The sequence below is a fragment of the Streptomyces capoamus genome (assembly GCF_014654935.1).
In the GTDB taxonomy this organism is placed as follows: domain Bacteria; phylum Actinomycetota; class Actinomycetes; order Streptomycetales; family Streptomycetaceae; genus Streptomyces; species Streptomyces capoamus.
In genome coordinates this window covers 6,746-29,695 of record NZ_BNBF01000015.1, presented here as the reverse complement: position 1 = coordinate 29,695, position 22,950 = coordinate 6,746, and the positions used below count along the sequence as shown (strand labels likewise).

The 22,950-nt window shown below is 71.2% G+C and carries 20 protein-coding genes and 2 tRNA genes; 8 read left to right on the top strand and 14 right to left on the bottom strand.

The window, feature by feature from the left end; translation table 11 throughout:
- Positions 1–90 precede the first annotated feature (90 nt).
- Positions 91–1,044, top strand: coding sequence for a hypothetical protein (locus IE312_RS22785; RefSeq protein WP_189984207.1), 954 nt, complete (start codon positions 91–93; stop codon positions 1,042–1,044).
- A 104-nt stretch (positions 1,045–1,148) separates the two neighbouring features.
- Here IE312_RS22785 and IE312_RS22780 read toward each other — a convergent pair whose 3' ends face one another.
- From IE312_RS22780 to IE312_RS22755, 6 genes are all read right to left on the bottom strand, one after another.
- A complete protein-coding gene (locus tag IE312_RS22780) occupies positions 1,149–1,433 on the bottom strand; it encodes a hypothetical protein (protein ID WP_189984206.1) in 285 nt (94 codons plus the stop codon).
- Between the two features lie 189 nt (positions 1,434–1,622).
- Entirely contained in the window at positions 1,623–2,909 is a 1,287-nt protein-coding gene (gene clpX, locus IE312_RS22775) for an ATP-dependent Clp protease ATP-binding subunit ClpX (RefSeq protein ID WP_014672712.1), read from the bottom strand.
- Between the two features lie 171 nt (positions 2,910–3,080).
- Positions 3,081–3,746 (bottom strand): ATP-dependent Clp protease proteolytic subunit, encoded by a 666-nt coding sequence (locus tag IE312_RS22770; protein WP_053710263.1) that lies wholly within the window; start codon positions 3,744–3,746, stop codon positions 3,081–3,083.
- 67 nt (positions 3,747–3,813) lie between these two features.
- Positions 3,814–4,419 carry an ATP-dependent Clp protease proteolytic subunit gene (locus IE312_RS22765; RefSeq protein WP_189984334.1) on the bottom strand — a complete coding sequence of 202 codons (606 nt, stop codon included), beginning with the start codon at positions 4,417–4,419 and terminating at the stop codon, positions 3,814–3,816.
- Positions 4,420–4,747: 328 nt separating this feature from the next.
- Positions 4,748–6,124 (bottom strand): trigger factor, encoded by a 1,377-nt coding sequence (tig, locus tag IE312_RS22760; RefSeq protein ID WP_189984205.1) that lies wholly within the window; start codon positions 6,122–6,124, stop codon positions 4,748–4,750.
- A gap of 177 nt (positions 6,125–6,301) precedes the next feature.
- Positions 6,302–6,378: transfer RNA gene (locus IE312_RS22755), tRNA-Pro, on the bottom strand.
- Positions 6,379–6,539: 161 nt separating this feature from the next.
- Between IE312_RS22755 and IE312_RS22750 the strand changes: the two genes are divergently transcribed.
- Positions 6,540–6,610: transfer RNA gene (locus IE312_RS22750), tRNA-Gly, on the top strand.
- A 68-nt stretch (positions 6,611–6,678) separates the two neighbouring features.
- Here IE312_RS22750 and IE312_RS22745 read toward each other — a convergent pair.
- The 3 genes from IE312_RS22745 to IE312_RS22735 form a co-directional block, all read right to left on the bottom strand.
- Entirely contained in the window at positions 6,679–7,323 is a 645-nt protein-coding gene (locus tag IE312_RS22745; RefSeq protein ID WP_189984204.1) for a LysE family translocator, read from the bottom strand.
- A gap of 143 nt (positions 7,324–7,466) precedes the next feature.
- The gene (locus tag IE312_RS22740) at positions 7,467–9,641 is read right to left on the bottom strand and encodes a serine/threonine-protein kinase (protein ID WP_189984203.1); all 2,175 of its coding nucleotides are present in this window, start codon (positions 9,639–9,641) and stop codon (positions 7,467–7,469) included.
- A 151-nt stretch (positions 9,642–9,792) separates the two neighbouring features.
- Complete coding sequence (locus IE312_RS22735; protein WP_030648672.1) at positions 9,793–9,987, bottom strand: hypothetical protein; 195 nt, start codon at positions 9,985–9,987, stop codon at positions 9,793–9,795.
- Between the two features lie 515 nt (positions 9,988–10,502).
- Between IE312_RS22735 and IE312_RS22730 the strand changes: the two genes are divergently transcribed.
- Positions 10,503–11,609, top strand: coding sequence for an acyltransferase family protein (locus IE312_RS22730; RefSeq protein WP_370467586.1), 1,107 nt, complete (start codon positions 10,503–10,505; stop codon positions 11,607–11,609).
- A 9-nt stretch (positions 11,610–11,618) separates the two neighbouring features.
- Here the strand turns inward: IE312_RS22730 and IE312_RS22725 are convergent, their stop codons facing one another.
- Together IE312_RS22725 and IE312_RS22720 are read right to left on the bottom strand one after the other, a co-directional pair.
- A complete protein-coding gene (locus IE312_RS22725; protein ID WP_189984201.1) occupies positions 11,619–12,071 on the bottom strand; it encodes an HD domain-containing protein in 453 nt (150 codons plus the stop codon).
- Between the two features lie 78 nt (positions 12,072–12,149).
- On the bottom strand, positions 12,150–13,322 hold the full coding sequence (locus tag IE312_RS22720) for a PP2C family protein-serine/threonine phosphatase (RefSeq protein ID WP_189984200.1): 1,173 nt from the start codon (positions 13,320–13,322) through the stop codon (positions 12,150–12,152).
- A gap of 149 nt (positions 13,323–13,471) precedes the next feature.
- On the opposite strand from IE312_RS22720, the gene IE312_RS22715 reads away from it, so the two are divergent.
- The gene (locus IE312_RS22715; RefSeq protein ID WP_189984199.1) at positions 13,472–14,713 is read left to right on the top strand and encodes a GNAT family N-acetyltransferase; all 1,242 of its coding nucleotides are present in this window, start codon (positions 13,472–13,474) and stop codon (positions 14,711–14,713) included.
- Positions 14,714–14,737: 24 nt separating this feature from the next.
- Here the strand turns inward: IE312_RS22715 and IE312_RS22710 are convergent, their stop codons facing one another.
- Positions 14,738–15,547 (bottom strand): Fpg/Nei family DNA glycosylase, encoded by an 810-nt coding sequence (locus tag IE312_RS22710; RefSeq protein WP_189984198.1) that lies wholly within the window; start codon positions 15,545–15,547, stop codon positions 14,738–14,740.
- Positions 15,548–15,665: 118 nt separating this feature from the next.
- A complete protein-coding gene (locus tag IE312_RS22705; RefSeq protein WP_189984197.1) occupies positions 15,666–16,151 on the bottom strand; it encodes a ribose-5-phosphate isomerase in 486 nt (161 codons plus the stop codon).
- A 213-nt stretch (positions 16,152–16,364) separates the two neighbouring features.
- Here IE312_RS22705 and IE312_RS22700 point away from each other — a divergent pair, with 213 nt between their 5' ends.
- Entirely contained in the window at positions 16,365–17,783 is a 1,419-nt protein-coding gene (locus IE312_RS22700) for an amino acid permease (protein WP_189984196.1), read from the top strand.
- Between the two features lie 1,016 nt (positions 17,784–18,799).
- Here the strand turns inward: IE312_RS22700 and IE312_RS22695 are convergent.
- A complete protein-coding gene (locus IE312_RS22695) occupies positions 18,800–19,378 on the bottom strand; it encodes a biotin transporter BioY (RefSeq protein WP_189984195.1) in 579 nt (192 codons plus the stop codon).
- 424 nt (positions 19,379–19,802) lie between these two features.
- On the opposite strand from IE312_RS22695, the gene IE312_RS22690 reads away from it, so the two are divergent.
- The 3 genes from IE312_RS22690 to IE312_RS22680 form a co-directional block, all read left to right on the top strand.
- Positions 19,803–21,002, top strand: coding sequence for an ROK family transcriptional regulator (locus IE312_RS22690; protein WP_189984194.1), 1,200 nt, complete (start codon positions 19,803–19,805; stop codon positions 21,000–21,002).
- A gap of 217 nt (positions 21,003–21,219) precedes the next feature.
- Complete coding sequence (locus IE312_RS22685; RefSeq protein WP_189984193.1) at positions 21,220–22,263, top strand: ABC transporter substrate-binding protein; 1,044 nt, start codon at positions 21,220–21,222, stop codon at positions 22,261–22,263.
- A partial coding sequence (locus tag IE312_RS22680; RefSeq protein WP_370467585.1) for an ABC transporter permease occupies positions 22,260–22,950 on the top strand: 691 nt, incomplete at its 3' end. The genes IE312_RS22685 and IE312_RS22680, both read left to right, overlap by 4 nt.

Below are 22,950 nucleotides of genomic sequence, written 5' to 3'. Positions count from 1 at the left end.
TTTGGTAACGATGCGGCCCCTGCTGGATCATCCTGTGATGCCTTCCGCAAGGATTCCGTCCGAGGAACACGCACGGGAGGAACCCCAGAGATGAGCAACAACCAGCCGGGCCCCTACGGCCAGCAGCCCCAGCAGCCGGGGCCGTACGGCCAGCCGGGGCAGCCGGGGCCGTACGGCCAGCCGGGCCCTTACGGCCAGCAGCCGCAGGCTCCGCAGCCCGGTTACGGCTACCCCCAGCAGGCCCCGCCGCCGGCGCAGCCGGGGTACGGCTACCCGCAGCAGGGCGTGCCCCAGCAGCCCGGCCCGTACGGCCAGCAGCCGTACGGCGTGCCGCAGGCTCCGCAGCCGGGCGGGGGCAAGAAGAAGACGGGTCTGATCATCGGCGCGGTGGCCGTGGTGGCCGCCGTGGCGGTGGGCGCGTACTTCGCGTTCAGCGGGGGGAGCGGCAGCGGTATCAGGGACGACGGGCCGCACAAGCTGGTCGCACAAAGCTCGGTGGTAAATGGAACCTACAAGAAGTCCAAGGACTCGGGGTCGGACAGTGACATCAGCGACTCCGACCGCTCGGACTTCGAGAAGTGGGGCGTGAAGAACCCCACCGAGGTGAGCGCCGGATACGAGGCCGGCACGGGGCTGAGCAAGAAGGGGCTCTCCTTCAGTGGCGTCTACGGCACCGTCGATGACCCCGAGGCGGTCGTCGACGCCATGTTCGCCAAGGCCAAGTCTGAGGCCACGAAGAGCCAGACCGGTTCCGGCACCAAGGGCAAGCTGGTCGGCAGCCCGGAGACCGTCCATCCGTCGGGCTTTTCCAACGGCATCATGAAGTGCCAAATTGCCCAGATCGACAGCAGTAGCTCGTCGGCCTCGGAGTCGGGGGTCCCGGAGACCATCAAGATGCCGGTCTGCATCTGGGCCGACCACAGCACGGTTGCCTTCGTCTCGGCGTACAGCGTCGCATCCATCGCGTCGGGCAACGGCGGCTCCGTCGAGGACCTGGGAGACCTCGCCACCAAACTCCGCAACGACGTGCGCGTCAAGGCTTGACGCACCTGCGCGGCTCCTGCGTGAAGGCGGCTCGAAAGATCGAGTCGCCTTCACTGGTGTCAGCGCCCTCTCACTCGGAGAGCCGCGGCGACGTGTCGCTGCTGTCAGGCTCGCTTGCAGGCGGGATCGGACACCTCGCTCTTCACCCCGACCTTTGCCAGCTGGAGGAGGCAGGCGGGGTTGGCCATCTTGAAAAGACCCGTGTCGAGGGCCGCGTAGTCGCACGCCGCCTTCACCTTCGGACCGGCGAAGTAACCATGGTTGGCGACGTAACTGGTGCAAGCGCTTTGCGTGGCACTCGCCGGGGAGGCTACGAGGATCGGCAGAGTCCCTGCCACCACCGCCACACCCGCCGCGGCTGCCATGCGTTTCGCCCACTGGACAGTCATTCGGAATCCTCCCGTATCGCACAGCCAGGCATTGGTCCATACGCCTGACTCGGTCGGGCCGATCCGATCATGGAAACAAGTTGGACTCCAGACACCGATGGAACAATGGCTCGATCCGCTCACGTCTGGTCCGACACGCCGAAGGGCAGGCATCCGATGCGGGATGCCTGCCCTTCGGCGTCGAGAGGCTCAAGCCGTCTTCTGCTCCCCCGACCCCCGCCCGCGGGCGTCCCTCGGGATCAGGGTCGGGTTGACGTTGGAGAGGACCACGTCGGCGGTGATGACCACGCGGGCGACGTCCTTGCGGGACGGGACCTCGTACATCACGCCCTGGAGGACCTCCTCCATGATGGCGCGCAGGCCGCGGGCGCCGGTCTGGCGCAGGATGGCCTGGTCGGCGATGGCCTCCAGCGCCTCACGCTCGAAGTCCAGCTCCACGCCGTCGAGTTCGAACAGGCGCTGGTACTGCTTGACCAGGGCGTTGCGGGGCTCGACCAGGATCTTCAGCAGCGCCTCGCGGTCGAGGTTGTGCACGCTGGTGATGACCGGGAGGCGGCCGATGAACTCGGGGATCATGCCGAACTTGACCAGGTCCTCCGGCATGACGTCCTCGAAGACGTCCTTGGCCTCCAGCTCGCGCTTGGACAGGATCGTCGCGCCGAAGCCGATGCCCTTGGCGCCGGCCCGAGCCTCGATGATCTTCTCCAGGCCCGCGAAGGCACCGCCCACGATGAACAGGACGTTCGTCGTGTCGATCTGGATGAACTCCTGGTGGGGGTGCTTGCGGCCACCCTGCGGCGGGACCGAGGCCGTGGTCCCCTCGAGGATCTTCAGCAGGGCCTGCTGGACACCCTCGCCCGAGACGTCACGGGTGATCGACGGGTTCTCGCTCTTGCGGGCGACCTTGTCGATCTCGTCGATGTAGATGATCCCGGTCTCGGCCTTCTTGACGTCGTAGTCCGCCGCCTGGATCAGCTTCAGCAGGATGTTCTCGACGTCCTCGCCGACGTACCCCGCCTCGGTCAGCGCCGTGGCGTCGGCGATCGCGAACGGGACGTTCAGCATCCGCGCGAGCGTCTGCGCGAGGAGCGTCTTGCCGGAGCCCGTGGGGCCGAGCAGCAGGATGTTGGACTTCGCCAGCTCGATGGCGTCGTCACGGCCGCTCGCGCCGCCGTTCTCGCCCGCCTGGACCCGCTTGTAGTGGTTGTACACCGCGACGGAGAGCGCCTTCTTGGCGGCCTCCTGGCCGACCACGTAGCCCTCGAGGAACTCGTAGATCTCGCGCGGCTTGGGCAGTTCCTCCCAGCGCACCTCGCTGGTCTCCGCGAGCTCTTCCTCGATGATCTCGTTGCAGAGATCGATGCACTCGTCGCAGATGTACACACCGGGCCCTGCGATGAGCTTCTTGACCTGCTTCTGGCTCTTGCCGCAGAACGAGCACTTGAGCAGATCGCCGCCGTCACCGATGCGTGCCACGGTGTGCTTCCCCTTCGCCTGGGAGACGCCTGGACGCTATGAGTCCAGCGGCTCCTGGTGCTGCCTTATGTCCGACGGTACCTTGCCGGGCCCGGTGTTCGGGCCCCCCTTGGCAGGGTTCACTTTGATGTGCGCCACGCCAAGAGGGACCGGAAGCGGGCGGAGCCGCTGTCAGCGGACCGCGCTGTTGTTCAGCTTGCGGGTGGAGATGATCTGGTCGACGAGGCCGTACTCCAACGCCTCCTCGGCCGTGAGGATCTTGTCGCGCTCGATGTCCTCGCGGACCTTCTCGAGCGGCCGGTTCGAGTGCTTGGCCAGCATGTTCTCCAGCTGCTCACGCATCCGGGTGAACTCGTTGGCGATGATCTCCAGGTCGGAGAGCTGGCCGCGGCCGGTGGAGCCCGCCGGCTGGTGGATCAGCACGCGGGAGTTCGGCAGCGCCATGCGCTTGCCGGGGGTTCCGGCGGCGAGCAGGATGGCCGCGGCGGAGGCCGCCTGACCCATGCAGACCGTCTGGATGTCGGGCTTCACGAACTGCATCGTGTCGTAGATCGCCGTCAGGGCGGTCATGTCGCCACCGGGGCTGTTGATGTAGATCGAGATGTCCCGGTCGGGGTCCATCGACTCCAGGCACAGCAGCTGCGCCATGACGTCGTTGGCGGAGGCGTCGTCGATCTGGACGCCCAGGAAGATCACGCGCTCCTCGAAGAGCTTCGCGTACGGGTCGTACTCGCGGATGCCCTGGGAGGTGCGCTCGACGAAGCGCGGGATGACGTAGCGGCTGTCGGGGCGGGGCCCTTCGTACATGCCGCTGGCGGCGCCGGGGAAGTTGCTCATGGGGTTCACCGTCCTGGTGGCGTTCGGGGGGCTGGTGTCTTCGCGGTGCGTGGCGTGGCCGGGCCGGTCAGGCACCGGTGCCGCCGCCTCCCGGAACACCCGAGGCGTGCGTGATGATCTCGTCAATGAGACCGTACTCCTTGGCCTCCTCCGGGGTGAACCAGCGGTCGCGGTCGCCGTCGCGGATGATCGTCTCGACCGTCTGGCCCGAGTGCAGGGCGGTCAGCTCGGACATGCGCTTCTTCGTACGCATCAGGTACTCGGCCTGGATCTTGATGTCCGAGACCGTACCGCCGAGGCCCGCGGAGCCCTGGTGCATCATGATGTCCGCGTGCGGCAGCGCGAAGCGCTTGCCGGCCGCGCCGCCGGTCAGCAGGAACTGGCCCATGGAGGCGGCCATGCCCATGGCGATCGTCACCACGTCGTTCGGGATGTACTGCATGGTGTCGTAGATCGCCATGCCGGCCGTGACCGAGCCGCCCGGGCTGTTGATGTAGAGGTAGATGTCCTTGTCCGGGTCCGCGGCAAGGAGCAGCAGCTGCGCGGTGATCTTGTTCGCGATGTCGTCGTCAACCTGCTGGCCGAGGAAGATGATCCGCTCGTTGAGCAGCCGGTTGTAGACCTGGTCGCCGAGGCCACCACCGATCGAAGGCTCGCCGGCGGCTGAGGGCATCAGATTCGTCACGTATCCACCTGCTCGTCTTACGACGGCGCCGGGCCGTCTCAGTTCTGCTTGTTCTGCCTTTCATGGACCCTAACGCGAGGGTCCCTTCGGGGAATCCCGGTAATGGGGGTGTTCGCCGGGGGCGTAGCGGCTCCGGCGGGGCCGGGGCGCCTTGCCGCCGCTCGCCGCGGGGCGCGTCGGCGGCCGCGGGTGTCCGGGGGTCGCCCGCGCGGCTCCCCGCGCCCCAGGGGCCGGCTGCCGGGCCCGGTACGACGAGCGGGCCCCGGGGACAGTCCCCGGGGCCCGCTGTACGTGCCTACAGGCGCCGCAGGGCCGCTCAGCCCTCGGCGTTCTCCTCGGACGCCTCGGAGGCCTCCGACGCCTCGGCGGCCTCGGTCTCCTCCTCGTCGTCCAGGTCGACGGTCTCGCCGTTGGTGTCCTTCACCGTGGCGGCCTCGACCACGACGGCCAGGGCCTTGCCACGGGCGACCTCGCCGACCAGGAGCGGCACCTGGCCGCCCTCGACGACGGCCTGGGCGAACTGGTCGGGGGACATGCCGGAGGAGGCCGCACGCCGCATGAGGTGCTCGGTGAGCTCCTCCTGGTTGACGTTGAGGTTCTCCTTCTTGACCAGCTCGTCGAGGACGAACTGGGTCTTGATGCCCTTGACCGCGGCCTCGCGGGTCTCGGTCTCGAACTCCTCGGCGGTCTTGCCCTGGATCTCCAGGTACTTGTCGAGGGTCAGACCCATCTGGCCGAGCTGGTGGTGCTCCAGGTTGTGCTTGCGGGTGTTGATCTCGTCCTCGAGCAGCTTCTCGGGGACCGGGACCTCGACCAGCTCGAGCAGCTTCTCCAGGACGCGCTCCTGGGCCTGGGTGGCCTGGTCGAACTGCTTCATGTTCGCGAGGCGCTTGCGGCTGTCGGCCTTGAGCTCCTCGAGGGTGTCGAACTCGGAGGCGAGCTGCGCGAACTCGTCGTCCAGCTCGGGCAGTTCGCGGGCGGCGACCTGGGTGACCTTGACGGTGACCTCGGCCTCCTTGCCCGCGGCGGAGCCGCCCTTCAGCTCGGAGGTGAAGGTGGCCTCCTCACCGGCGGACAGGCCCTTCACGGCGTCGTCGATGCCGTCCAGCAGCTCACCGGAGCCGATGGTGTACGAGACACCGTTGGCGATGCCGTCCTCGAGCACCTCGCCGTCGACCTTGGCCTCCAGGTCGATGGTGACGACGTCGCCGTCCTCGGCGGCACGCTCGACGGGAGAGGTGGACGCGAAGCGCTCACGCAGCTGCTCCACGGACTTCTCGACGTCCTCGTCCGTCACCTCGACGGCGTCGACCTCGACCTCGATGCCGGAGTAGTCCGGGATCTCGAGGGCCGGGCGGACGTCGACCTCGGCGGTGAAGTTCAGCGTCTCGCCGTCCTTCAGCTCGGTGATGTCGACGTCGGGCTGGCCCAGCGGGCTCAGCTCGGCCTCGTTGACCGCCTCGGTGTAGAACTTCGGCAGCGCGTCGTTGACGGCCTCCTCCAGCACCGCACCGCGGCCGAACCGCTGGTCGATCACGCGGGCGGGGATCTTGCCCTTACGGAAGCCCTTCACCGTGACCTGCTGGTTGATCTTCTTGTACGCCGCGTCGAGGCTGTCCTTGAGCTCCTCGAAGGGCACCTCGACAGTGAGCCGAACCCGGGTCGGGTTCAGGGTCTCCACGGCGCTCTTCACGGTTCGGTCTCCTTGTGGCTGACTTCTCGGGTTCTGCCGGAGCCTGACGGGCCCGGCGGATTTCGCCGCCCGGAGGAGTTCGGGCCGTGAGGGCCGGGACACACGGGCGCGCAGCTTGCATAGTAACCGCAGCCGGTCAGCGCCCCAAAAGACGATCATCACGACGTCGTGAGCCGGTGGTCGGGGTGGCGGGATTTGAACCCACGGCCTTCCGCTCCCAAAGCGGACGCGCTACCAAGCTGCGCCACACCCCGTCTGGTGCGACACGTAGGGTACATGCCCCGGCCCGATCCGTCGGCCGCATTCTCCGGGCCGTGACGCGTGCTGCCGGCGTGACGCCGTTCGTTGGCCTCCGCGGCGGGCGACCCGCTACGATGCCTCCAGTGCCGCGGTCACCGACCTGCGGCGCAGTGGTGCGGGCGTAGCTCAATGGTAGAGCCCTAGTCTTCCAAACTAGCTACGCGGGTTCGATTCCCGTCGCCCGCTCTGTGTGCCAAGGCCCAGGTGAGAGGTTGGATTCCTCTCCCTGGGCCTTCGGCCGTTCCGGGGGCCGCTCAGGTGGAGACAGGAGTGCTGGACAGGGCGGTTCGCAGCGCGAAGACGCCGAGCAAGCCGCCTGCCGTGAACCGCTGGGCGGTCATGGCGCGGGGCCGTGCGGCCAGACACGCCGACACCCGCGCTGCGCCGAGCACGATCAGAGCGTTCACGGAGAGCCCCACGATGATCTGCACACCACCGAGCTGGAGCAGTTGCCCCCGGGCCGGACCTGCCTGCGGGTCCAGGAACTGGGGCAGGAGGGCGGCATACAGCAGAGCGATCTTGGGGTTGAGCAGGTTGGTCAGCAGCCCCATGGAGAACAGGCGGGCGTCGGAGACCGGAGGCAGGTCCTGGGCCGGGGCGAAGGGCGAGCGGCCGCCGGGCTTGAGCATGCCCCAGGCGAGGTAGGCCAGATAGGCAGCCCCGACAAGCTTGACCACCACAAAGGCCACCGGCACGGCGGCGAACAACGCGGAAAGGCCCGCAGCTGCGGCCAGCAAATAGCACACGAATCCCACGGCGGTCCCGCTCAGGCTCACCACGCCCGCCCTGCGGCCTTGAGTAATGGCGCGAGAGGCGAGGTGGATCATGTTCGGTCCCGGAGTCAGGGCCATGCCCAGTTCGACCAGGGCCACTCCTCCGACTGCGGTCAGAGTGATCACCGGTCAACCTCCTGGTCGTTCGCCGGGTACCCGATACGGAACTGGGTCGCCCAGTTGCGACGGACGGCTACGACGCATCAGCAGCGCCTGTCTCGCCTTCTGCAGAGTACGGCCTTGCCGCTCGGCATCTTCATGCGCCCCGGTCACAGGTCGTGGACGTCGACGCTGTAGACGGCGCGTGTGCCGTAGGGGACGTAGAGGGCGTCGCCGGACAGGACGGGGGCCGCCGCGGTTTCGGAGCCGCTGTTGTCGCCGTCGTCGCGGCCGGGGAGCGTGCCGGTGACCTGGCCGGTGCGCAGGTCGAGGGCGGCCAGCCGGCCGGTGGGCGAGGCCAGGTAGAGCCGGGTGGCGGAGGCGGTGGGCGGGCCGGGCTGCTCGACGGTGGAGTTGCTCTGCCACCGCTCGCGGCCGGTCAGCGGGTCGATCGCACGGACGCTGCCGCTGGTCAGGGTGAGGTAGACGGTGCCGCGGACGAGGTGGGCGCCGGAGGCGTTGCGCGGGGTGTCCAGCCGTACGGTCGTCAGGATGTGCGACGAGGCGTTGACCAGGGTCAGGCCGGTGAGCTTGTCCGTGAGCGGGTCGGTGCCCAGCACGAGGTGGCCGCGGGTCTGGCCGTACAGGTACTGCGCGCCCTGCACGGTGACCTTCCAGCGGCTGCGGCCGGTGGCCGGGTCGAGCTGGGCGAGCGTGGTGTGCGTGCGGCCTGCGGTGCCCTCGTCGAGGTGCCGGCAGGTCAGGTACGGCTGTCCGCCGGCGCCGCTCAGCTCGCAGTCGCCGCTGCTGGCGGTGAGGCTCTCGGGCAGCCGGTGGCGCCAGCGGACCCGGCCGTGCGCGGCGTCGAGGAGCGCGTAGGAGTCGGAGGCGTTGCCCACGGTGGTGATGACGCCGTCCGGGGTGGCGACGGCCCCCGCGGTGTCGGGCCCGATGCCGTCGGTGTTGGTGGAGACGACCGTCCGCCAGACCTGTTCGCCGGTGTCCGGATCCAGGGCCTGCACGGTGTACGTGGTCCGGCCCTGCGTCTCCTCGCTGCGTGTCTTGGTGTCGTGGTCGTCCGCGCCGTAGACGTAGACGGCGCCGGGACGGGTGCCGATGATCATGCCGCCGCCGCTGCTCCTCACCTCGGACGGGGTGGGGTCCATCGGCTTGGCCCAGACGTTGCGGCCGTCGGCCAGGGAGAACCGGGCGGCCATGATGCTGTCGCCGGCGCACAGCAGCGCCTTGTCCGCGAGGACGCAGCGGCTGAAGGGTCCGCTCGGGCCCACCGTGTCGGGGTTCCCGCCGGTGGGGTCCACGGCCTGCCGGTGCCAGGCGTGCCAGCCGGCCGGCAGCTGGTGCGGCTCGCTGCCGCCGGCGCGGGCGAGGACGGTGGTGGTGGCGGCCACGGCGGCCAGTACGGCGGTGGCGGCCACGGCGGCGGCCCACCGGCGCCGTCGGCGGGGCGGAGCCGCCGGCGCGGTGCCGGGCCGCCCGGTGTCCGGCCGCCCGGTGCCGGGGCGCGGCTCCGGCAGCCGGCCCTCGCGGAGCAGGTGCAGGAGCTCGTCGGGGCCGGGACGGGACTTGGGGTGTTTCTCCAGGCACAGGCGGACGAAGGGGAGCAGGTCCTCGGGGACGCCGGCCAGCTCGGGGACGCCGTCGACGACGCGCGTCGCGGTCTCCCAGGGGCTCGGGCTGTCGAAGGGGCCCCGCCGGGTGGCGGCGTACACGAGGACGGCGCCGAGGGAGAAGATGTCGGTGGCCGGGCCGACCTCGTGCGGCGAGGCGAACTGCTCGGGGGACATGAAGGGCGGGGTGCCCATCACGCGGCCGGTCTGGGTGAGGGCGTCCATGGCGGCGGCCTCGGCGGCGCGGGAGATGCCGAAGTCGATGACCCGGGGGCCGTCGTCGGCGAGCATGACGTTGGCCGGTTTCAGGTCCCGGTGGACGACTCCGGCGCGGTGGATGTCGCGCAGCGCCTCGGCCAGGCCGGCGGCGAGGTCGCGCAGCCGGCCGGGCGGGAGCGGGCCGTGCCGGCGGACGTGGGTGCCGAGGTCCTCGCCGGGGATGTAGAGGGTGGCCATCCAGGGGCGCGGCGCGTCGGCGTCCGCGTCCACCACGGGGGCCGTGAAGGCGCCGCTGACCTGGCGGGCCGCGGCCAGCTCGCGGCGGAACCGGGCGCGGAACTCGTCGTCGTCGGCGTACTGGCCGTGGACGACCTTCACGGCGAGCCGGCGGCCGGAGGCGGAGCGGGCGAGGTAGACCACGCCCATGCCGCCGCTGCCGAGGCGGTCCTCGATCCGGTAGCCGCCGACCTCCGCCGGGTCCGAGTCGCGCAGCGCCATTCCCGTACGTACCCCCGTTGTTGCAGCTGTTCAGCCCGCCCGGGCCGCCGGGGCACCGGGACCGCCGGTCCGCGGCGGCGCGGCACCGGCCCCGGACCCTGCCCCTGCTCCGGCCGGCGGGCCGTAGGTTCGGCGCCGGCTCCCCTCCGGGTCAGAACCTGATCGAGTTGATGGACTCCGCTATCGAGTTCAGAAAGCGGTTGATCGATGGTGCCATGCCGGTCGAGGCCAGGAAGAAGCCGAAGAGGATGGCGACGATGGCGGGGCCGGCTTTGATGTTCCCCCCTCGGATCAACACCACCAGGATGATCGCCAACAGCAGCACCACAGACAGTGAAATGGCCACAACTGATCACACGCCCTCGGTCGGTCCGCTCTCCCGGCCCGGAGGTACGGCCCGCGCACCCCCGCCAGAACCATCGTGCCACCAACCCGCCCGCCCTATGCGGCCCATGACACAACGTCGACGGCCGGGCCCGGTACGGGCGATGCGCCGCACGGCAATTCGAGCGGGGTCGCGCGGTGGACTCACCAAGGAATTGCGCGAGTTCGTTTCGCTGCCCACACATCATGCGCGCAGGTAATTCGAATTGATGACACACAGACGAGGTATGCCCTAATTAGTCAGGATGAATCGGTACATCAGGGGTGAACTGACGACCCGTGTGTGCCCGCCATCACGCCGACGGGACAGGCACGTTCGGGAAATAAGGGGGTACCCGGAGGGGATAACCAGGAATGACTGCGGGAGTTTTACGAAATCCCGCGGACGACGCTAGGGTGCCTGAGATGTTTGAAGCCGCCTCGTCCCCCGGCCAGAACCGCAGACCACTCCCCCCGGCACAGCAGCCGGCGGACGGGGTGCCCGGTCCGCGTACCCCGGCGAGCGTGCGGGAACCGCGACCGAAGGCGGACAGACCCGGCAAACAGCGCGACTCCTTCTTCGACAACGCCAAGTACCTGGCCATCGTGCTGGTCGCGATGGGGCACTCGTGGGAGCCGCTGAAGGGCGACAGCCGCATCCTGGAGGGCGTCTACACGGTGGTGTACGCCTTCCACATGCCGGCGTTCATCATCATCTCCGGCTTCTTCTCGCGCAGCTTCGACATGCGGCCGGACCGGCTCAAGCGGCTGATCACCGGTGTCGCCGTGCCGTACGTCCTGTTCGAGACGGCGTACCCGCTGTTCAAGAACGCCGTCACCGGTGCGCACGAGGAGATCAGCCTCCTCGACCCCTGGTACCTCACCTGGTTCCTGGTCGCCCTGTTCGTCTGGCGGCTGACCACCCCCGTCTGGAAGCTGGTGCGCTGGCCGCTGCCGGTGGCCCTCGGCGTCGCCATGCTGGCGACCGTCAGCCCCAGCATCGGTGACGACCTCGACCTGCAGCGGGTCCTGCAGTTCCTGCCGTACTTCGTGCTCGGCCTGTGCATGAGGCCCGAGCACTTCCACCTGGTGCGCCGGCGCTGGGTGCGGGTCGTGTCGGTGCCGGTGTTCGCGACGGCGCTGGCGGTCGGCTGGTGGGCGGTGCCGCGCATGAACACCGCGTGGTTCTACCACCGGGACTCGGCACAGGAGCTGGGCGCGCCGTGGTGGTGCGGCCCCGTGATGACGCTCGCGATGATGGGCTGCTCGCTGGTGCTGACGGCCTGCTTCTTCGCCTGGGTGCCGCGCCGGCGGATGTGGTTCACGGCGCTCGGCGCGGGCACGCTCTACGGCTACCTGCTGCACGGCTTCCTGGTGAAGTTCGCTGACTACCGCGGGTGGTTCGAGCACCCGTGGCTGCACCGGCCGCTCGGCGAGATCCTGGTGACCCTGCTGGCGGGGGCCGTCGTCACCGTGCTGTGCACCGCCCTGGTGCGGCGCGTGTTCCGGTTCGCGATGGAGCCGCGGATGGAGTGGGCGTTCCGGCAGGACGCGGCCGTACTGGCCCGCGAGCGGCAGAAGCCCCGGGAGACGGCCGGGGTCTAGCGGGTCCGCTCAGGCCTTTGCCGCCAGGCCGAGGAGTGCGCGCATACGGGCGTACTTCTCGGTCAGCCGTCTCCGGGTCGGCCCGTCCAGGACGGCGAGGCGCTCCGGGTCGGCGTTGTGCGCGAGGTCGGCCTCCTTCACCAGCCGGGCGCCCGGGGTGGCGAGGATCCGGCGCGCGTACGCCTCCGGTTGCTCGCCGGGGCGCTTGGTGAGGGCGTCCACGATGGCCCTGGTGCGCGGGGTCAGGGCGGTGGCGGCCAGCCGGTCGCGGGTGAGGACACCGTCCTCCACGGAGTCGTGCAGCCAGGCCGCCGCGATCTGTTCGGCGTCACCGCCACGGGCGCGGACACCTTCCGCGACGGCGGCGAGGTGTTCGGCGTACGGCCGCCCCGCCTTGTCGGTCCGGCCCTCGTGGACGGTGCGGGCGAGGGCCTCCACCTCGGGGAGCGTGAGAGGGGTCATGCGGTCGGTGCCTCCTCCAATGGGCCGGGAAATCCCCGGAACGCGTGTGCCGCCCGCGCCCGGCGCCGGTACGACACCTCAGCGCGGGCTGGACGGGGGCTGGCGGCAGATCAGCAGGAGGGCCCGGTCGTCGTTGACGTCCTTGGCCACCGCCTCGATGAGGTGCCAGGCGGCGCCGTGGAAACCGCCGGACACGTAGCGGTCGGCCTCGCCGGTGAGGCGGTCGATGCCCTCGACGATGTCCCGGTCGGAGGTCTCCACCAGGCCGTCCGTGAAGAGCATCAGGACGTCGCCGGGGCGCAGCGAGCCCTTGACGGGGTCGAACTGGGCGCCGTCGTACACCCCGAGCAGCGGGCCCTCGGCGGCCTTCTCCTCCCAGCGTCCGCTGCCCGCGCTCAGCTGGAGCCCCGGCGGATGGCCCGCGGAGTACAGCTCGTAGTCACCGGAGTCCAGGTCCAGGACCAGGTGGATGGAGGTGGCGAAGCCCTCCTCCCAGTCCTGGCGCAGCAGGTAGCCGTTCGCGGCGGGGAGGAAGGCGTGCGGGGGCAGGGAGCCCAGCAGGCCGCCGAAGGCACCCGAGAGCAGCAGGGCCCGGGAACCGGCGTCCATGCCCTTGCCGGACACGTCCGTGAGGACGACCTCCAGCGTGCGGCCGCCGTTGGTGCGGGCCGCGACCACGAAGTCCCCGGAGAAGGACTGGCCGCCCGCCGGACGCAGCGCCATCTCGTGGTGCCAGCCCTGCGGCAGCTTCGGCAGCTTGCTCTGCACCCGGATCCGCTCGCGCAGGTCGAACAGCATGGTGCCGCCGCGCCGCCAGGGCACACCGACCCGGCTGCGGAACTGCGCGGTCAGCAGCCCGAAGAAGCCGCACGCGGCGACCACCAGGACGATGCCCGGGGTGACCCGGGAGGGGCCCTCGGTGTAGGGGCCGAGCCGTACCGACTCCACGATCAGCGCGGTGGCCGCCGCCGCGTACAGCCCGAGCAGGCTCGCCGGGCGCAGCAGCAGACCGCCGGCGACGATCGGCAGGACCAGGGTGGCCGGGGAGCACCACACGGAGTCCAGGAGGGTCATGGCCGCGAGGACCGGGACGGTCAGCAGCAGTCCGGCGAAGGCGATCCAGTCCGAGCCGTCCCCGCGGAAATAGTCCACGGCGCTCCGGCGCAGCCCGACGCGGACCCGGTGCCACTGCTTCTTCCACCGGGCCGTGAACGTCTCGGCCTTCGCGCGCCGCTGTCGTCCTGCTGCCATTAGTCCGGGACCCTATCCAGCGGACCGGCCGCTTGGCACGGGAGGTCCCACTTGTCCCCCGTGCGAGATTCCGGTTCGCGTGCGCGCGGGGGGCCCGGGCCGGGACAAATTCAGTGGCTGGTCCCGCTTCGTCCTGATAGGCATGGCCCATGGGGACTGACCACACGACCGAGTTGAAGCCGCTGCGCCCGGAGGATTTCGACCGGTGGTGGGACCATCTGGTCCGGGCCTTCGGCGGCGGTCCGGCCTCGGCCGAGGAGCGCGCACTGGACCGGTCGTTGACCGAGTTCGACCGGGCCCTGGGGGTCTGGGACGGGGACACGCTCGTCGGTACGGCCGGGGCCTTCAGCTTTCGGATGACCGTACCGGGCGGGGCGCCGGTGCCCACGGCCGGGGTGTCGATGGTCAGCGTGGCCGCGACGCACCGGCGGCGCGGGGTGCTGACGACGATGATGCGACGGCTGCTGGACGACGCGCACGCCAAGGGCGAGCCGCTGGCCGCGCTGTTCGCCTCGGAACCCGCGATCTACGGCCGTTTCGGCTTCGGCACGGCGGCCCTCCAGCTCAGCGCCGAGATCGACACCGCCAGGGTCACCCTGGCGCTGCCGGAGGGCACCGAGCGGGTGCGGGTGCGCTACGCGCCGCCCGCCGACGTCCTCGCGGAGTGCGAGGCGGTGTACGCGGCCCTGGTGCCCCGGCGCCCGGGCATGCTGGCCCGGCGGCCCGGCTGGGAGCGGACCGCGCTGCTCGACCCGGAGAGCGAGCGGGAGGGCGCGTCGGCGCTGCAGTGCGTGGTCGCCGAGCGGGACGGCGAGGTCACCGGGTACGCGCGTTTCCGCACCAAGATGGGCTGGGGGCCGAGCGGTCACGACGGCACGGTGTCCGTGGAGGACCTGGCCGCGCTCGATCCGGTGAGCGGGGCCGCGCTGTGGCGCTTCCTGTTCGGCATCGACCTGATGACCACGCTGAAGGTGCGGGGCCGGCCGGTCGACGACGCCTGGCAGCACCTGGTCTCCGACCTTCGCCGCTGCCTGCTGCAGGTACGGGACTCCGGGCACGTGCGCCTGGTGGAGGTGGGGGCGGCCCTGTCGGCCCGTACGTACCTCGCGCCCGTCGACGTCGTGTTCGAGGTCGAGGACGCCTTCTGCCCCTGGAACGCGGGGCGGTGGCGGCTGACGGGTGACGCGAAGGGCGCGTCCTGCGAGCGTACGGCCGACGCGGCCGACCTCGCCCTGTCGGTACGGGAGTTGGGGGCGGCCTGCCTGGGCGGGGTGAGCCTGCTGTCGCTGGCGGCGGCCGGGCGGGTGCGGGAGCTCAGGCCGGGGGCGCTGGCGGAGGCGTCGGTGGGCTTCGGCTCACCCGTGGCCCCGTGGTTCCCGCACGGGTTCTAGACCGTCCGTACGACGGGTTCCGGATCAGTGCCGCTGGCAGCCGGGGCACCAGAAGAGGTTGCGGGCGGCGAGGCCGGCCGTGCGGATCCCGCTGCCGCAGACGTGGCAGGGCAGGGTGGCGCGGCGGTAGACGTAGACCTCGCCGCCGTGGTCGTCCACGCGGGGCGGGCGGCCCATCGCCTCCGGGGTGTGCTCCGGGCGGACGGTGTCGATCCGGTTGTTCCGCACGCCCTCCCGCATGAGGCCCACCAGGTCGGCCCAGATCGCCTCCCACTCGGCCGGGGTGATGTCCCGGCCGGCCCGGTAGGGATCGATGCCGTGCCGGAAGAGGACTTCGGCGCGGTAGACGTTGCCGACGCCGGCCACGGTCTTCTGGTCCATGAGCAGCGCGGCGATCGTCGTACGGCTGCGGGAGATCCTCCGGTACGCCGTGGCCGGGTCGGCGTCCGCGCGGAGCGGGTCGGGGCCGAGGCGGTCGTGGACCGCCTGCTTCTCGGCGTCCGTGATCAGGGCACAGGTGGTGGGTCCGCGCAGGTCGACGTACGAGCTGCCGGTCGCGAGCCGCAGCCGGACGGTGTCGGTGGGCGGGGGCGCCGGGGCGTCGCCGAAGCCGACCTTGCCGAAGAGGCCGAGGTGGATGTGGATCCAGTCGGCGTCCCGGAAGCCCAGGAAGAGGTGCTTGCCGTGGGCTTCGGTGGCGGTCAGCTCGGTACGGTCCAGGAGCGCCGCGGCGTCGGAGAACTTGCCCTGGGGGCTGGTGACGCGGGGGGCCGTGCCGAGGAAGCGCTCGGCGTAGTCCTGGGCCAGCCGGTGGATCGTGTGCCCTTCCGGCACGGCGGGAGTGTCCTTTCGGTGCTCTGCCCGGCCGCCCTTGGCCTCCCGGCCGGCCGGGAGGTGCCCGGGCGGGCGGCGTCGTCCGCCGCCCGTCCCGGGTGAGCGGGCCGGCGGGGGGCTACTGCTGGGGGTGGTGCGGCGGGATCGGGGGGAGGTCGCCCGTGGTCTCGTACGCCGAGAGCATGTCGATGCGGCGGATGTGGCGCTCGTCGCCGGAGAACGGGGTGTTCAGGAAGATCTCGACGAACTTGGTCGCCTCCTCCGTGCTGTGCATCCGCGCACCCACGGCCACCACGTTGGCGTCGTTGTGCTGGCGCCCGAGCGCCGCCGTCTCCTCGCTCCAGGCCAGCGCCGCGCGCACGCCCTTCACCTTGTTCGCGGCGATCTGCTCACCGTTGCCGGAGCCGCCGATCACGATGCCGAGGGCGTCCGGGTCCGCGGCCGTCCGCTCCGCGGCGCGGAGGCAGAAGGGCGGGTAGTCGTCCTGAGCGTCGTAGATGTGCGGCCCGCAGTCCACGGGCTCGTGGCCGGCGGCCTTCAGCCACTCGGCGAGGTGGTTCTTGAGTTCGTAGCCCGCATGGTCGGAGCCGAGATACACGCGCATGCCACGAGTGTGACACGCCCCTTTCCGGGCAGCAGCCCCGGGTGCCGGCGGATGATCCGCGGGAAACCTGTGAGCCAGGCCATAGATCCTCAAGGAAACCTCAAGTAACAATCCGGATTCAGAGGTTCCCGAATTCGTTCACCTCGGATTCACTGGACCGACTCGTACACCGCTCGTACGGGCAGCTTCACCTGGCGCAAAGGAAATCCGTCCATGACCCCTGGTTCGGGCCTCCAAGCAGGACTGAAAAACCGCCATCTGTCGATGATCGCGATCGGTGGTGTCATCGGAGCCGGCCTCTTCGTCGGCTCCAGTACCGGTATCGCCACCGCAGGGCCGGGCATCCTCCTGTCCTACGCCCTCGTCGGCACGCTCGTCGTCCTCGTGATGCGCATGCTCGGCGAGATGTCGGCGGCCAACCCGACCTCCGGCTCCTTCTCCGCGCACGCCGACCGTGCGCTGGGCCGCTGGGCCGGGTTCTCCATCGGCTGGCTGTACTGGTTCTTCTGGGTCGTCGTGCTCGCCGTCGAGGCGACCGCCGGCGCGAAGATCCTCGAAGGCTGGATCCCGTCCGTCCCGCAATGGGGCTGGGCACTGATCGTGATGATCGTGCTGACCGCGACCAACCTGGTCTCCGTCGGCTCCTACGGCGAGTTCGAGTTCTGGTTCGCCGGCATCAAGGTCGTGGCGATCGGCGCGTTCATCGTCGTCGGTCTGCTCGCCGTGTTCGGCGTACTGCCGGGCGTGGACGCCGAGAAGGCCTCCTTCGGCAACCTCAGCTCGCACGGCGGCTTCCTGCCGCACGGGCCGGGCGCGATCCTCACCGGTGTACTCCTGGTCGTCTTCTCCTTCATGGGCAGCGAGATCGCCACCCTGGCGGCCGGCGAGTCCGAGGACCCGCAGCGCGCGGTCACCAAGTCCACCAACAGCATCATCTGGCGGATCGGCGTCTTCTACCTGGGCTCGATCCTGGTCGTGGTCTCGCTGCTGCCGTGGAACGACCCGTCCATCAAGAAGGACGGCTCCTACGTCGCCGCGCTGAACTCGCTGGGCATCGCGCACGCCGGTCAGATCATGAACTTCATCGTGCTGACCTCGGTGCTGTCCTGTCTCAACTCCGGCATGTACACGGCCTCCCGCATGGCCTTCTCGCTCGGTGAGCGGGGCGACGCGCCCAAGGCGTTCGCCCGGGTCAACAGCCGGGGCGTGCCGATGGCGGCGATCCTCGCGTCGGTCGTGTTCGGCTTCGTCGCCGTCTTCTTCAACTACCTGTCCCCGGACAAGATCTTCCTCTTCCTCGTCAACTCCTCCGGCGCGGTGGCCCTGTTCGTGTGGCTGGTCATCTGCTTCTCGCAGCTGCGGATGCGGAAGATCATCCAGCGCGAGGCGCCGGAGAAGCTCGTCGTGCGGATGTGGCTGTACCCGTACCTGACCTGGGCGACGGCCACGCTGATCGTGGGCGTGCTGGTGTACATGCTGTTCGACACCGAGCACGACGGCCGGGAGACCGTGCTGCTGTCGCTGATGGTCGCGGCGATCGTGCTGGTGATCGCGGTGGTGAAGGAGCGGATGCGGGCGGACCGCCCGGCTCCGGCGGCCGAGGCACCGGCCGACAAGGTGTCCGTCGGCTGATCCGACGATCCGACCCACACCGGCAGGGCCGTACGACCTGACACTCCCGTCAGGCCGTACGGCCCTGCGGCTTTCCCCGCCCCGGTCGCACCGGCGACGCGGCCAGGAAACCCGGGGCGCGGAAAGGGACGACCACCCGGCCGACCCGCCCGCGAGTGCCGGCGACCGGGAAGGACGCGAGCACGCCGGACCCGGCGGCCCCACCCGAACGATCCCGCCCGCGGAATTCCGCGGCCGGAGAGAGAACGGGCAGGCCGGAACCGGTGGGGCCCGGCCGCCCGTCGCAGGCACCGGTGGCCCCCGGCCAACCACGCAGGCACCGGTGAGCCCCGGGCGGCCCCGCAGGCACCGGTGGTCGCACGGGCGCGCCCGACCCGGTGGACCCGACCCGGTGGACCCGACCCGGTGGACCCGGCCGGCGGTCCGCCGCAGCGACCCGGCGCGGCCGGTCCCGCCGCGGCAGCCCCCGCCCCCACCCTCGCCGCCCCCGAACGGGGCCCCACCGCGGACGGGCGCACCCGACCCGGTGGACCCACCCGCACGGCCCCGCCCGCGGAACCCGCGGCCAAAAAGAGGACGAACAGGCCGGAACCGGCGGCCCCCGGCCGCCCGTCGCAGGCACCAGTGAGCCCCGGCCAGCCCCGCAGGCACCCGTGGTCGCACGGGCGCGCCCGACCCGGTGGACCCGGCCGGCGGTCCGCCGCAGCGACCCGGCGCGGCCGGTCCCGCCGCGGCAACCCCCGCCCCCGCCCTCGCCGCCGCCAGAACGGGGCCCCACCGCGGACGGGCGCGCCGGACCCGGCGGCCCCACCCGAACGGTCCCGCCCGCGGAACCCGCGGCCGGAAAGAGGACGAGCAGGCCGGAACCGGCGGCCCCCGCCGCCCGTCGCAGGCACCAGTGAGCCCCGGCCAGCCCCGCAGGCACCGGTGCTCGGGACCCGGCTGGGCCCGGGAACGCCGAGAGGCCCACCCGGACCTGTGGGTCGGGTGGGCCTCTTCGCCGTGGAACCGGTGGCTCAGTCCTTGTCGGCGAGCTTCCAGGCGGCGGGCAGCAGGCCCATCGCCAGGGCCGCCTTCACGGCGTCGCCGATCAGGAACGGGGTGAGGCCGGCGGCCACGGCCTGGGACGCGGACAGGTCGGCGGCGTACGCCAGGTACGGGACGCCGATCGCGTAGATGACCGCCTCGCCCAGCAGCATCGTGCCGGCCATGCGCAGCACGGAGCGGTCGGCGCCGCGGCGGGCCAGCGCGCCCACGACGGTGGACGCCAGCAGCATGCCGAGGATGTAGCCGAAGGAGACGGAGACACCGGAGGTGCCGTGGGCGAACCAGGGCACACCGGCGAGTCCGGCGAGCGCGTACACGACGAGCGCGGCCAGGCCCCGGCCCGCGCCCAGCGCCGTGCCGACCAGCAGCGCGGCGAAGGTCTGGCCGGTCACCGGCACCGGGGAGCCGGGGACGGGGACGGCGATCTGGGCGGCCAGGCCGGTGAGCGCGGCGCCGCCGAGCACGAGCGCCACGTCGCGGACGCGGGACGCGGGGAGCAGGTCGGCGAGTACCTCGCGGGGGCGGGCGGTGGCGGCAGCGGTGCTCATGGGTACTCCGCGGGTGACGGGGACATGCTGGGACACGGTGACGCTATCCCAGCCCCCGCGGGCCGATCACCGTCAGCGATCGACAAAGGGCGTGACGCGAGCTTGGTGGGCTCCGGACAAAGGGTGGCGGCTACACCGGTCCGGTCGTGACACTGATCACAGAGGCAGTGACGTCCGGCTCACTCGGCCGGGTTCCGGGACCACTGTGGGATCCCACCAAACGCACCCGGGTCGTCTGGCCGGATCCGCCCTTCCTGGCCTACCCTTCCAGCCATGGTTGCCCAGGCCCGGAATCTCACCTCGCGTCGCTATGTCGACCTGCGACGCCAGGGCACGGCCACCTGTCGCCGCCCCGGATAGCGGCGGGCTCCGGCGCGCCTCTGTCCTCCGAGACGTGTCGGCCCCGTTCCCGAGGACGGTCCTCATGCCCCGTACCGCGGCTCCCACCCTGCCCTCCCCCGTTCCGCGCGCCGCCGACAGCGACCGGCGGCGCACCAGTGCCAGCGTCGTGCTGCGCTCCGTGCTGGAGCACGGGCCGGTGGCGCGCAGCACCATCGCCCGGCTGACCGGGCTGTCGCCCGCGTCGGTGACCGAGCACTGCGCCCGGCTCGCCGAGCGCGGTCTGCTCCGGGAGTCGGCCGCGCCCCGCCGGTCCCACGGCGTCGGCCGCCCGCACGTGCCCCTCGACCTGGACGACACCCGGTTCCTGGTCGCCGGGGTGCACGTGGCCGTGCCGTACACGACGGTGGCGCTGCTGGACCTGCGCGGCCGGGTGGTGGCGCGGCGGGAGCTGCGGCACGAGCGGACCGACCCCGGCCCGGTGCTGGCGCGGGCGGCCGAGGGCCTCGCCGGGCTGCTCGCCGGGGTGCCGGGCCGGCGCCCGCTGGGCGTCGGGGTGGCGGTGGGCGGCTGGGTGGACCGGGAGACGGGCACCGTGGTCGAGCACGAGCTGCTGGGCTGGCGCGAGGTGCCGGTGCGGGAGCTGCTCGGCGCCCGTACCGGCCTGCCGGTGGAGGTGGACGGACACGCACGGGCCCTGGTGCACGGGGAGCGGCTGTTCGGGCGGGCCCGGGGCAGCCGGAGCGTGCTGCACCTGTTCGTGGGCAACGTGGTGGACGCCGCCTTCTCCGCCCACGCGGAGGTGCACTACGGCCCCCGGTCCGCGGCCGGCGCGATCGCCCATCTGCCGGTGCCGGGCGGCACCGAGCCGTGCGCGTGCGGCCGTACCGGCTGCCTCCAAGTGGAGCTGAGTGAGCGGACGTTGTGCCGGCGGGCGCGGGCGGCCGGGGTGATCGGCTCGGCCAACCCGATGCACGTGGTGGCCGCCGCGGCGGACGGCGATCCGGTGGCCCGGCGGCTGCTGACGGACCGGGCCCGGGCGACGGGGCGGGCGGCCGGGCTGCTGCTGGACGTGCTGAACCCGGAGACGGTCGTGGTCACCGAGGTCGGTGTCATGCACTTCGAGGACTGCCTGGAGGCGTTGCGGGAGGCGGTCGGCCCGGAGCGTTCCGCCGCCGTCATACCCACGAGTTTCCCGGATTCCGTGCTGGCGGTGGCGGGCGGATCGGTCGTCCTGGACGCCCTGTTCCGGGATCCGCTGGGCACGTCACCTGAGGGTATTTAATTCAGAAACTCGGAATGTTGACACAGGTCGCGCATGACCGGGAACATCCTGGTCATGAGCCTTCTCACCAGCTGTCGCACCGTCTGTTGCTGACATATTGCCGCGCATGAAGCGCGTGTTTCCCGCTGTGTGAGCTCCTCTTCCTCCGGCCTGTCCGCCCGGAATTCCTCCTGCCTTCCCCGGCTTTTCCCGTTCTTTTTCTCCCGGGAGTCCTCCCATGCACCGTCGTGCCTTTCTCACCTCCGTTTTCGGCGCGTCCGCCGCCGTGGCCGGCCTGTCCGGCTGCGCGCAGGGCAACGCGGCCGCCGACACGAGCGGCGCCGCGACCGAGCCGCTCGCCGCCAAGGTCCCGGCCGGCACCAGCCTGAAGATCGCCTCCTATCTGGGCCAGCAGCAGCTGCAGTTCAGGCTGGCGAAGCTGCCCGAGCTGCCGTTCACCGTGTCCGACTGGGCGAACATCGGGGCGGGCCCGGACGTGATCAACGCGTTCCGCGCCAAGTCCCTGGACCTCGCCAACAACGCCGGCATCCCGCCGATACAGGCGCACTACCAGGGCTTCGCCGCGAAGATCGTGGCGATCGACATCACCCGCAAGCCCAACTACCTCTTCGCCACCAGGCCCGGCAGCGAGGTCCGCGCGGTCGCCGACTTCAAGGGCAAGAAGCTCGCGTTCTCCCAGGGCCAGGCGCAGGGCGTGGTGCTGCTGCGGGCACTGAAGAAGGCGGGCCTGGCCTACGACGAGGTGAAGCTGGTCCCGCTGACCAGCAACCAGTTCTTCACCGCCCTGCAGTCCGGGCAGGTGGACGTGGCCCCGCTGGCCATCAACCAGGCGCCCGCCTACCTGAAGCAGTACGAGCCCAAGGGCGCCCGCGCCATCCCCACCGACGTCGTCGACCTGCTCAACCTGCTGTGGGCCCCGCAGTCCGTGCTGAACGACCCGGCGAAGGCCGCCGCGATCGCCGCCTACATCCCGCAGTGGGCCAAGGGCCAGGTGTGGCAGTACGAGCACCCGGACGTCTGGGACGAGGAGTTCTACGTCAAGACGCAGAACCTGACCCTCGCCCAGGCCCGGGGCATCACGAAGCTGGCCAACAAGCCGCTCTTCCCGCCCAGCTGGGAGGAGGCGATCCGGTGGGAGCAGGAGACCGCCGATCTGCTCGCCGAGGGCGGCTTCGTGAAGAAGTTCGACGTGTCCTCGCTCTTCGACCACCGCTTCGAGTCGATCGCCGCCAAGGCCGTACCCGAGGAGTACCGGAGGTGACCGCCGTGACCACGACGACGACGGCCGTGGCGGCGCCGGCCACCGGGGAATTCCCCCCGGTCCGCAGGCGACGCCGGCTGTCCCCCGGGCGCCGGCTGCCCGCCGTCCGGCTGATCGGCCCGCTGGTGCTGCTCGCCCTGTGGGCCGCGGCCTCGGCCGCCGGAACGCTCGACCCGGGCGCCATTCCGGCACCCTGGACGGTGCTGAGGACGGCCGGCCACCTGCGGACGGACGGCACCCTGCCCACCGATGTGCTGACCTCGCTGGAGCGGGCCGGCTACGGCTTCGTGATCGGCCTGACCGCCGGGGTGCTGCTCGCGCTCGCCTCCGGCCTGAGCCGGGTCGGGGAGGCGCTGATCGACGGGACCGTGCAGCTCAACCGGGCGATCCCCACCCTCGGTCTGATCCCGCTGTTCATCCTCTGGCTGGGCATCGGCGAGACCTTCAAGATCGCCATCATCGCGATCGTCGTCTACATCCCCATCTATCTGAACACGCACGCCGCGCTGTCCGGCATCGACAGCCGCTTCGTCGAACTCGCCGAGGTGCAGGGCCTGTCCCGGCTCGCCTTCGTCCGCCAGGTGGTGATCCCCGGCGCGCTGCCCGGATTCTTCGTGGGGCTCCGGCTCGGTGTGACCGGCTCCTGGGTGGGCCTGGTGGTCCTGGAGCAGATCAACGCCACCAGCG